This window comes from Companilactobacillus nuruki, from assembly GCF_002872255.1.
In the GTDB taxonomy this organism is placed as follows: Bacteria; Bacillota; Bacilli; order Lactobacillales; family Lactobacillaceae; genus Companilactobacillus; species Companilactobacillus nuruki.
Genome location: NZ_NIPR01000039.1, coordinates 1 through 11,063, shown reverse-complemented (window position 1 = coordinate 11,063; position 11,063 = coordinate 1). Strand labels below are relative to the sequence as shown.

Annotated in this window: 9 protein-coding genes; all 9 read right to left on the bottom strand. The window is 35.9% G+C overall.

Going from position 1 to position 11,063, the window contains the following annotated elements:
* Positions 1 to 193: 193 nt before the first annotated feature.
* The 9 genes from CBP76_RS09365 to rbfA all read right to left on the bottom strand — a co-directional run bounded on the left by CBP76_RS09365 (position 194) and on the right by rbfA (position 10,945).
* Entirely contained in the window at positions 194 to 1,504 is a 1,311-nt protein-coding gene (locus CBP76_RS09365) for a dihydrolipoyl dehydrogenase family protein (RefSeq protein ID WP_102196631.1), read from the bottom strand.
* Positions 1,505 to 1,569: 65 nt separating this feature from the next.
* Complete coding sequence (gene lepA, locus CBP76_RS09360) at positions 1,570 to 3,414, bottom strand: translation elongation factor 4 (protein WP_102196630.1); 1,845 nt, start codon at positions 3,412 to 3,414, stop codon at positions 1,570 to 1,572.
* A 214-nt stretch (positions 3,415 to 3,628) separates the two neighbouring features.
* On the bottom strand, positions 3,629 to 4,762 hold the full coding sequence (dnaJ, locus tag CBP76_RS09355) for a molecular chaperone DnaJ (protein ID WP_102196629.1): 1,134 nt from the start codon (positions 4,760 to 4,762) through the stop codon (positions 3,629 to 3,631).
* A 123-nt stretch (positions 4,763 to 4,885) separates the two neighbouring features.
* Entirely contained in the window at positions 4,886 to 6,745 is a 1,860-nt protein-coding gene (dnaK, locus tag CBP76_RS09350) for a molecular chaperone DnaK (protein WP_102196628.1), read from the bottom strand.
* Between the two features lie 47 nt (positions 6,746 to 6,792).
* Complete coding sequence (gene grpE, locus CBP76_RS09345; RefSeq protein WP_102196627.1) at positions 6,793 to 7,362, bottom strand: nucleotide exchange factor GrpE; 570 nt, start codon at positions 7,360 to 7,362, stop codon at positions 6,793 to 6,795.
* A gap of 16 nt (positions 7,363 to 7,378) precedes the next feature.
* Positions 7,379 to 8,425 carry a heat-inducible transcriptional repressor HrcA gene (gene hrcA, locus CBP76_RS09340; RefSeq protein WP_102196626.1) on the bottom strand — a complete coding sequence of 349 codons (1,047 nt, stop codon included), beginning with the start codon at positions 8,423 to 8,425 and terminating at the stop codon, positions 7,379 to 7,381.
* A gap of 182 nt (positions 8,426 to 8,607) precedes the next feature.
* Positions 8,608 to 9,543 carry a bifunctional riboflavin kinase/FAD synthetase gene (locus tag CBP76_RS09335; protein ID WP_102196625.1) on the bottom strand — a complete coding sequence of 312 codons (936 nt, stop codon included), beginning with the start codon at positions 9,541 to 9,543 and terminating at the stop codon, positions 8,608 to 8,610.
* Positions 9,544 to 9,555: 12 nt separating this feature from the next.
* The gene (gene truB / locus CBP76_RS09330) at positions 9,556 to 10,464 is read right to left on the bottom strand and encodes a tRNA pseudouridine(55) synthase TruB (RefSeq protein WP_102196624.1); all 909 of its coding nucleotides are present in this window, start codon (positions 10,462 to 10,464) and stop codon (positions 9,556 to 9,558) included.
* A 121-nt stretch (positions 10,465 to 10,585) separates the two neighbouring features.
* The gene (gene rbfA / locus CBP76_RS09325) at positions 10,586 to 10,945 is read right to left on the bottom strand and encodes a 30S ribosome-binding factor RbfA (protein ID WP_102196623.1); all 360 of its coding nucleotides are present in this window, start codon (positions 10,943 to 10,945) and stop codon (positions 10,586 to 10,588) included.
* Positions 10,946 to 11,063: the final 118 nt, after the last annotated feature.

The following is an 11,063-nucleotide window of genomic DNA, read 5'->3' as shown; positions in this document are numbered from 1 at the left end:
AAATCCTTTCGATTCAACGTTGCCTGTATGGACAAAAAAGGGCTCAATCTACTTGAAGAATATTTAAAATATTTAGACTAACAACAATATAACAAGAGAATTAAAAAACTAAAAATGAAGTGAACCCCCTTAGCTTAGATATAAACCAAACTAAGGGGGTTCACTTCATTTTTTACTATTCACAAAATATATTTTAAATTAAATATTCTAAATCACTTGCAGCAGTTGGATAGGCAAAGATTTGTTTGATAACATCTTGATGAGACATATGTTGCTTGATTGCCAGTGTAAAGATATTAATCATGCTATCAGCGTCATTGCTAAAAACAGTAGCCCCGACGACTTGATCATTATCATTCAGAAACGTTCTAATACGAGCTTTAGATTCATTTGTATGACTATAAGTAAACCAATTAGTAACATCTTGATCAATGACCTTCGAACCGTTTTGAACACCAACTTTAGCTAATTTAGGACTGCCATACACGACAGTTGGAATAGGTGGAAATTCAATTTTTTCTTGGGTCTTTCCGGTCAACAAATCACTAACATAATTAGCTTCAAAACCTCCAACTGGAGTTAATTTAGGTTGTTTTGTAGCCACAACATCTCCAATTGCATAGATATTAGAGTTTGTTGATTGCAGCTTATCATTTACAACAATTCCATGTCGTGAGTATTCAACTCCGGCTTTTTCCAAATCCAAGAAATCAGCATTAGGAATCCGACCAGTTGCGCCAATGACCAAATCTGTAGTTAGTTCAAACTTATCGGCCTTGATTGTATATTGTCCATCCTCAGTTACGGCTATTTCTTTAGTATCAATATTGAAATTAAAGTCAATACCCTTCCCTTTCAATTGATCAACCAAATCTGAAACAAAATCTTCATTAAATTCCTTTAAAGGGTGATCATTATGGTGAATTATGTGAACTTTGCTACCTGTTGCATTAGCGATCGTAGCTAATTCAAAAGCAATATAACCTGCGCCAATAATTGTAATATCCTTAGGCATTGCTTTTAAGGACAAGAAATCAGTACTTGATAACAAATGTTCTTGACCTTTGATATCCAAATAACTTGGTCGTTGACCTGTTGCTATGATAAATTTATCGGCCTGATAATCATCTTGTCCGTCAACTCTTAAAGTATCTTCAGAAATAAACTTAGGTTGTCCATCAATTGCTGTAATACCAGCTTTAACAATTCCAGCACGACTACTTTTTGAAACTGGATCAGTAAATTGTTCTTTAAAAGACTCTAATTGCTTCCAATTGACATAAGGAACCTCATCAAATCCTTTATTCTGCAATTGAATCATGCGATCTCTAGCCTCGACGCCACTCAAAAGAACCTTTTTGGGATCACAACCTCGATTTGGACAAGTTCCACCCCAAAGATTATTTTCGACTATTGCGACCTTTTGACCTGCAGCTTTTAAATCATAAACAGCAGCTAAACCAGCTGGTCCTGCACCAATGATGATTGTATCAAATTTTTCCATATGAATTCCTCCAAATAAAAAACACTTATAAAGTAACAACTAGTTACATTATAAGTGTTTTAGTTTTATTTTCCGTCTTCTTTGCCTCGGTTAAGATTAAGAACCGACATGAAGGCTTCTTGTGGTATCGAAACTTTACCAACTTCCTTCATACGTTTCTTACCAGCTTTTTGTTTATTCAACAACTTATCACGACGAGTTCTATCACCACCATATAACTTGGCGGTAACGTCTTTTCGATAAGCCTTAACATTCGAACGAGCAACTACCTTATTGCCAATAGCTGCTTGAATTGGAATTTCAAACATTTGTCTTGGAATAACCTCTTTCAAACGGGCAACGATATCACGACCACGCTTCTGTGCAAAATCCTTATGAACAATGAAACTCAATGCATCAACTGGTTCACCATTCAATAAGATATCCATCTTAACCAATTCACTTGGCAAATAATCCTCAACTTCATAATCTAATGAGGCATAACCTTTAGTATTGGATTTTAAATCATCAAAGAAATCAAAGATAATTTCTAGCAATGGTAATTTGTAAACTACATTGACGCGATATTTGTCCAAATAATCCATTGTCACAAACTCGCCACGTTTTCTCTGGCAAAGCTCCATGACTGGACCAACGTAGTCTTCAGGAACCATTATTTCAGCCCTAACGTATGGTTCACGAATCTCTTTGATTTCGGATGCGTCAGGTAACTCTGAAGGATTATCAACTATTATCTCTGCCCCATCAGTAGTTGTAACATGATAATCAACTGATGGTGAGGTAGTGATTAAATCAAGATCGAAATCACGTTCCAAACGTTCTTGAACGACATCCATATGTAATAGGCCTAAGAAACCAACACGAAAACCAAAGCCCAAAGCTTGTGAGGTCTCAGGTTCGTATTCCAGAGCAGCGTCATTCAATTGTAATTTATCTAATGCCTCGTGTAGGTCTTCATACTTAGCATTGTCAACTGGATAAAGACCAGCATAAACCATTGGCGTACTTTTACGATAACCAGTTAAAGGTTCATCTGTTGGATTATTAGCCAGTGTGACCGTATCACCAACTTGAGTATCTTTAACAGTTTTGATACTAGCTGTAATATAACCAACATCCCCTGCCATCAAATAATCACGTTTAACGGCCTTAGGAGACATTACACCAACCTCAGTAACCTCAAAGGTCTTCTTATTACTCATTAATTCAATTGTGTCTCCGACCTTTACAACGCCTTCACGGACACGTACATCTAAGACAACACCACGATAACTATCGTAAACTGAATCAAATATCAAAGCTTTCAAAGGTTTATCCAAATCGCCCTCGGGAGCTGGTACATCAGATACAATTCTTTCTAGTAACTCATCCACACCAACTCCGGTTTTGGCACTCATCAAAATAGATGATTCAGAGTCAATTCCAATCGTCTCTTCAATTTCTTCTTTAACTTTATCTGGTTCTGCAGATGGTAGATCAATCTTATTAATAACAGGAACAATTTCCAAATCATTATCAACTGCTAAATAGGCGTTAGCCAAAGTTTGAGCCTCAACACCTTGAGCAGCATCAACGACTAATAAGGCACCCTCACAGGCAGCAAGCGATCGTGATACCTCATAAGAAAAATCTACATGTCCTGGAGTATCAATTAAATGGAAAATATAAGTTTGTCCATCTTTTGCTTCATATTCTAGTTCTACCGCATTTAATTTAATAGTAATCCCACGTTCACGCTCTAAATCCATATCATCCAGAATTTGAGCCTTCATCTCACGTTTAGAGATTGTCTTGGTTCTTTCTAAAATTCGATCAGCAATCGTTGATTTACCATGATCGATATGCGCTACGATAGAAAAATTACGAATTCTTTTTTGTCGTTCTTTTAATTCATTAAGATCTAAATCCATAAATTATTCCCTTCTATCAGAAAATTTCTCATTCAATCTATTTTACACTATTGTACTCTGATGTACTAGCTTGAGAAATACCCCTCAGATAATATAATTTTGTGGCAAAAATGCGAAAAAATACAACTTAAAACAAAGAGTGTCAATAATCAAAATTGATTACTGACACTCTTTGTTTTAATACTTACAATCAGAGCATATTTCTTGCTCTTTTTTATTCACCTTTAAAAGCATCTCGTACTTTATTGAAAAAGTTACTATCTTTTTCTTTTACTTTGTCGCCACCAGCTTCAGCAAATTTCTTCAAAGCACTACGTTGTTCACTAGAAAGTTTTCGTGGAGTAACAATATTAACAGTTACTTTTTCATCGCCGATACTCTTACTATTTAATACAGGAGCACCCTTTCCACGTAATCTAAATGTCGTTCCAGTTTGTGTACCACTTGGGATATTCAACTGAACTGGACCATGAACCGTATTTACTTTAATCTCATCACCTAATGTTGCCTGTGGGAAACTTATATTAACGGATGCATAAATTGTTGATCCATCACGTCTAAACTCCTTACTTGGAGCAACATGAAAGACGATGTACAAATCACCATAAGGTCCACCATTGGTTCCGGCTTCACCTTGACCATCAAGACGCATTTGTTGTCCATCTTCAACACCAGCAGGTACCGTAACTTTAAGTTCATGTTTTTCATTTACCTTACCTGAACCATGGCAAATGTTACACTTTTCCTTAATTTCTTTACCAGTACCATTGCAGACATCGCAGACAACACGTGTACGCATACGACCAAGTGGAGTTTGGCGATCTACCTCAACATAACCTGAACCATGACACTTAGAACATGTCTCTGGATGTGTTCCAGGTTTTGCACCAGTACCATCACAAGTAGAACATTCTTCTTCACGGTTATAGGAAATATTGGTCTTCTTACCAAAAACTCCTTCTTCAAAAGTTAAATCCATGCGATATTGAAGATCAGAACCTTGTCTAGGGGCATTAGGATTTTGACGAGCGGCACCACCGCCACCAAAGAATTGACTGAAAATATCTTCAAAGCCACCAAATTGGTCGCCGCCGCCACTGAATCCGCCAAATCCTCCTTGTCCACCATTCATACCAGCAGAACCATATTGATCATATTGTGCACGTTTTTGAGGATCTTTTAACAATTCATAGGCTGCATTAACTTCCTTAAATTTCTCTTCAGCATCAGGTGCCTTGTTTAGATCAGGATGATACTTTTTTGAAAGTTTACGGAAAGCCTTTCTTATATCGTCGTCAGAAGCGTTTTTATCAACGCCGAGTACGTCATATGGATTTTTATCTGCCATTAAATCACCTTTATGTAATAGAACAAATTATTCTATTCCTTTTTAACGCTCAAAAGAGCAGTTATGTTTTTACTATACCATAATCGGTTTTAGTAATTAACCCACTGCTCTTTATCACAATTATTATTTCTTATCTTTATCAGGATCTACTTCTGAAAAGTCGCCATCAACGGTATTGTCATCGCCTGACTTCTTCTTGTCATCAGTTGAACCTGCACCGGCATTACCACCAGCAGCTTGTTGTGCTTCTTGAGCTTGTTGATAAAGTTTAACTGAAAGGTCTTGAACGATCTTATTCAAATCGTCACGTTTCTTCTTCATATCTTCAAGATCACCTGAGTCTTGAGCCTTCTTCAAAGCATCGCGAGCATCTTGGGCCTTCTTGATTTCATCATCAGAAACCTTACCTTTAACGTCTTTTAGAGTCTTGTCTGTTGCAAACAATGTTTGTTCAACATCATTCTTAACATCAACCTCTTCCTTACGTTTGTTATCTTCTTCTTCGTGTTCCTTAGCTTCCTTCATCATCTTGTCGATTTCTTCATCACTCAAGCCTGATGAACTCTTGATAGTAATCTTTTGTTCCTTATTTGTACCCATATCCTTAGCAGAAACATTAACGATACCATTCTTATCAATATCGAATGTAACTTGGATTTGTGGTACGCCACGAGGAGCTGCAGGAATATCTGTCAATTGGAAACGACCTAAGGTCTTATTATCAGCAGCCATTGAACGTTCGCCTTGAAGAACATGAATATCAACAGCACTTTGGTTGTCAGCAGCAGTTGAGAATACTTGTGATTTACTTGTTGGAATAGTTGTATTTCTATCGATCAACTTAGTGAAGACTCCACCCATTGTTTCGATACCAAGTGATAGCGGTGTAACATCAAGTAGAACAACATCTTTAACATCACCAGAGATAACACCACCTTGGATAGCAGCACCAAGAGCAACGGCTTCATCGGGGTTGATTGAGTGGTCTGGGGCCTTGCCAGTCCATTTAGCAACAGCATCTTGAACAGCGGGGATACGTGTTGAACCACCATTTAAAATAACTTTATCGATGTCAGAATTTGATAATCCGGCATCTTTCAAAGCATTATCAACCGGGATCTTTGTTCTTTCAACAAGATCAGATGTCAATTCATCAAATTTGGCACGTGTCAATGTTTCTTCCAAATGAAGAGGACCATTAGCACCAGATGAGATAAATGGAAGACTGATTGATGTTTGAGCAACACCAGATAAGTCCTTCTTAGCTTTTTCAGCTGCATCCTTTAATCTTTGCAAAGCCATCTTGTCTTGTGATAGATCAACACCATTTTTAGCGTTGAATTGCTCAACTAACCAATCAATGATCTTTTGATCAAAATCATCACCACCAAGGTGTGTATCACCATTAGTTGAAAGTACTTCGAAGACACCATCACCTAATTGAAGAACAGAAACATCAAATGTACCACCACCAAGGTCATAAACAAGTATCTTTTCATCACCTTTATCATTATCAAGACCATATGCAAGTGCTGAAGCTGTTGGTTCGTTAACAATACGTTGAACATTCAATCCAGCAATTTTACCAGCATCCTTAGTAGCTTGTCTTTGTGAATCATTGAAGTATGCGGGAACTGTAATAACAGCATCTGTAACTTTTTCACCCAAATAGTCTTCTGAGAACTTCTTAATGTGTTGCAAAATGAAAGCTGAAATTTCTTGTGGTGTATATGACTTACCAGCAACTGTTACCTTATATCCAGCTTCACCCATGTGACGCTTAATTGATGAAACAGTATCTGGATTAGTGATTGCTTGACGCTTTGCAACTTCACCAACTTGGATCTCACCATCTTTAAAGGCAACAACTGAAGGAGTTGTTCTTGCACCTTCTGGATTAGTAATAATCTTTGGAGAACCGCCTTCTAGAACGGCTACAGCAGAGTTTGTAGTACCTAAATCAATACCAATAACTTTAGACATAAACCTAAACCTCTTTTATTATTTTTATTATTAATTTTACTATTTAATTATTGTGCCACAACGACCATTGCTGGACGTAAAACACGATCTTCTAACTTATAACCCTTTTGTAAAACTTGAACGACTGTATCCTTCTTATTCTTATCATCAGCAGGAACAGTTTGTACAGCTTGACTAAACGTTGGATCAAATTTTTCTCCAGCATTATCAATTACTGTAACATGGTTATCTTCCAAAGCTTTAACCATATGTTGATGAACCATTTCAATACCCTTTTTTAGCTGTTTTGATGCATCGTCATCAGCTTTAACATCAAGGGCACGTTCAAGATTATCCAAAACTGGAAGAACTTCAGTGGCCAATTTTTGACCATCATACTTAAGAATCCCAGCGACTTCCTTACTATGGCGTTTATTCATATTCTGAATTTCTGCCTGGGTTCTTAACAGATTATCCTCTAGTTCGGAATTCTTTGCTTTAAGATCTTTGATTTCTTGATCTTTGGGATCAATGTGTGCATCATTTTTCTTAGCTGATTTCTCAGCCTTTTTATCAGTCTTTGGAGTTTCTTCTTTAGAAGTTGACTTCAAATCTTGATCATCTTTACTATCTGCCATTACTTCCTCCTAAATTTCAAGAATCATCATACCTTGAATAATAGTCAATCAATCTTTTGGCCAATTCAACTCTGAATTCTCCCAAAAGTCCAATCAGTTGTGAATAGTGCATTGTTGTTGGTCCTAGTAAAGCAATAACACCTTTACCGTGGTGACCGACATCATAATTGGCAGTAATAATACTGTAATTTTTTAATGCATCGGTTCCTAATTCACTACCTAAACGAACTCTAATTCCATCATCCGTAATACTTGGATCAAGCAATTTTCTTAAATCACTGCTTTGATCCATAATTGAGAACAATGACTGTACTTGTGACAAGTCCTCATTATTGGCGTAGTTCAAAAGATTCAACTGTCCGTCAACATAGTATTTCTCTGATCCAGCCTTTTTGAAAAGCTGATCCATCATATCCAACAATCCATTTGTTGAATACATATATTCAGAAAGAATTGCCGGAACATCATCATGTAACATTTGAATGACCCTTGGTAATGGTTGTCCAACTAATTTATCATTAACGATGTTTACAATTTTTTCTATTAGAGAAGTATCAAAGTCATCATCAATAGTGTAAATATTATTCTCAACATTATTATCACTGGTAACAATAATTGCCATAAGTTGATGTGGATTCAAGGGGACAATCCTAAATCCAGTTAAGAGGATCGAATTGCTTTCTGGACCCAGAGTGATTGCAGTGTAACTTGTTAGATGAGATAAAATCTTGGCGGATTGTTCAATAATATCATCAATTTGATGATATGTTTTACCAAAGTCATCGTCAATTCTTTGCGCAATATCTTGCGGTACACTAGTTGGCTGTACCAAATGATCAAGATAATAACGATATCCCATTGCGGAAGGAATTCTACCTGAAGATAAGTGAGTTTTCTCAAGATAACCTACCTCTTCAAGCATTGCCATTTCGTTTCTGATTGTCGCAGAGCTTACATGAAATGGTAGTTCATTCATCAATGTCTTCGAACCAACCGGCTGGCCGGTATCTGTGAATATGCGCACGACTTCTCTCAAGATTGCATCTTGACGTTGTGATAGCATTATACCGTCCTCCTTTTTAGCACTATTCATACCTGAGTGCTAACAATGTAAAATATAACAATCTATGCTTATAGTGTCAAGTACACAAGCTTATTTTTTCTAATTTATTAGCAGAATATTTTTTATTTCCCCTATCATTAATAAAAAAGAGAACTCAGAAGATAATTAATCTTCAGGTTCTCTTATTTTTTTGACAATATTACCAATGAATTCCTTTTATCAAGTTCCAATTGTTTAATCAAACCATCCGCACCGTCAAATTTTATCTCTCCACGTAAATATTTGACCCATTCAATAACAACTTTTTGATCATAAATATCTTTATCAAAGTCAAAAACATTGGCTTCAATCGTAATACCAGTATTTTCCTTGAAGGTAATATTATATCCAACTGAGGTCATAGCATTGTACCAAGTGTCACCAACTTTGATCCTAGTTGCATATACACCAATTGCTGGGAGTACCTGATCACCCTTAGTTGAAATATTCGCAGTTGGATATCCCAAAGTTCTCCCACGCTGCAATCCATGTACAACAACGCCTTGATTCTGATAAGAATATCCCAAAAATTTACTAGCTTCTTCAATTTTTCCATCACTAATAAATTGTTTGATTGCACTTGAACCAATCTTTTGACCATCAATTATTTGTTCGGGAACTGTTATAACTTCAAATTTTCCACGACTATATTCAGGCAAAGTCTGCATATTGGCTATATCTTTTTTACCATAAGTATAATCAAATCCGGCAATAACGTATTTAGCTTTTAAATCAATCATATATTCATCCACAAATTCTTGCGGCTTCAATCTAGCAAAATCTTCACTAAATTCAACAAAATAAAGATAATCTACACCCAGTTGTTCAACTAATTCGGCTTTCCTAGACATTGTTGACAAGTATTTATGATCCGTCTCATGTTGATAAACCGTTCGAGGTGACCTATCAAAGGTCAACAAAACTGATTTCAAATTATGCTCTTTAGCTGTTTGAACACCTGTTTTAATAACCTTTTGATGTCCCAAATGTACCCCGTCAAAGAATCCCATAATTAAAGCTGTATCAGCAGTAGGTCGTTGTTTTTCCAATAATGGATGTTTAACATTTATAATCTGCATTTTTTATCTCTTTTACTTATTATTCAATAACATTAGATCGGGAATCCACATATCTCTTACTTTATCATACTTATAAAGCGCTTTCGTTACGTTATCCTTAATTACTCGTAATTTTTTACTTTTATCGGCATCTGTTAATTCTAAAAATCCACCATGAGAAACACGGATATCCCATTCTTCATCAGTTAAAACATGCTTGGGAATATCAACTAAAACATCATCAATCGACCTGAGAAAGCTCAAATCATTGTCATCCATCATTTGCTCAATTTCACCATAAGTATATGTTTCTGAAATTTCAAAACCAGCACTTTTAACTCTAGTTAACTGTGACATAAAAGCTGGCAAACCTAATATTTTTCCAAATTCAACTGCTAATGTCCTGACATAAGTTCCCTTGGAACATTTAACGTGAAATTTAACAGTTTGATATCCATTTTGTTCATTAAATTCTGGATCACCAATAATATGGAAATCATAAATATGAATTTGTCTCTCAGGACGTTCTACCTCAATTCCTGCACGAGCATATTCATAAAGTTTTTTTCCATTGATCTTAACAGCAGAAAACATCGGTGGAATTTGAGTGATGTCACCAGTCATTTGTTTGAATACTTTGTTTAATTCTTCAATTTTTATTGGCTCCGTTAATTTCTTTTCTTCAACCGTTTCACCCTCACGATCTTCGGTCGTTGTTGATCTCCCTAACGTTATTTCACCCTCATAGGCCTTAGGAGAGCTTGTCAGAGTATTTACTAGCTTGGTTGCCTGTCCAACACAAATAGGCAATACGCCGTTAACAAGTGGATCTAACGTACCTGTATGACCAATCTTTCTTGTATGCAATAATTTTCTTAATTTATAAACATAATCAGAACTTGTTTGACCAATTTCTTTATTTAATGGAATTACTCCGTCCATAATAATCTCCGTATCTTTGTAATATCATGAATAATTCTACTAGTATTCAAAAAGAATAGAAAGAATTTCTTAATCTAACAAAAATAACTACTCAGCAAAGGTCACCAAGTAGTTATTTTGATTATCTATTAGCTTCATCCTGATGCATTTTGGCGATTAATTTATCGATCTTTTCACCATAACGTACAGATTGATCTTGCTTAAATTCCAATTCAGGAACTTTGTATAAAGTTAACTTTTGACCTAATTCACGTCTAATCAAACCAGTAGCCTTATCTAAACCGTCTTGAGTCTTTTCAGCATCACTAGCCTTCTCAGACAAAATACTGTAATAAACAGTGGCTTGTTGTAAGTCACCCGTCATCTCGACTCCTGTAACGGTAACACCCTGAACTCTTGGGTCTCGAACACGTTTTAAAAGAATATCATTAACTTCTTTTTGAATCTCCTGTTCTACACGACCAATACGATGTTTTACCATAGTTTACCTCCTAAAAAATTTAAAAATTCTATTTAGTCAATATTCATTAAATTTTATTCATCACTGCTTGATTATATCACACCTATTACGATAAACCATGTAAGCACCTAATAACTGA

Bases quoted from the DNA above. Each gene is read 5' to 3' on its own strand.
- CBP76_RS09365 (WP_102196631.1), bottom strand. From the start codon at position 1,504: ATGGAAAAATTTGATACAATCATCATTGGTGCAGGACCAGCTGGTTTA.
- lepA (WP_102196630.1), bottom strand. From the start codon at position 3,414: ATGGATTTAGATCTTAATGAATTAAAAGAACGACAAAAAAGAATTCGT.
- dnaJ (WP_102196629.1), bottom strand. From the start codon at position 4,762: ATGGCAGATAAAAATCCATATGACGTACTCGGCGTTGATAAAAACGCT.
- dnaK (WP_102196628.1), bottom strand. From the start codon at position 6,745: ATGTCTAAAGTTATTGGTATTGATTTAGGTACTACAAACTCTGCTGTA.
- grpE (WP_102196627.1), bottom strand. From the start codon at position 7,362: ATGGCAGATAGTAAAGATGATCAAGATTTGAAGTCAACTTCTAAAGAA.
- hrcA (WP_102196626.1), bottom strand. From the start codon at position 8,425: ATGCTATCACAACGTCAAGATGCAATCTTGAGAGAAGTCGTGCGCATA.
- CBP76_RS09335 (WP_102196625.1), bottom strand. From the start codon at position 9,543: ATGCAGATTATAAATGTTAAACATCCATTATTGGAAAAACAACGACCT.
- truB (WP_102196624.1), bottom strand. From the start codon at position 10,464: ATGGACGGAGTAATTCCATTAAATAAAGAAATTGGTCAAACAAGTTCT.
- rbfA (WP_102196623.1), bottom strand. From the start codon at position 10,945: ATGGTAAAACATCGTATTGGTCGTGTAGAACAGGAGATTCAAAAAGAA.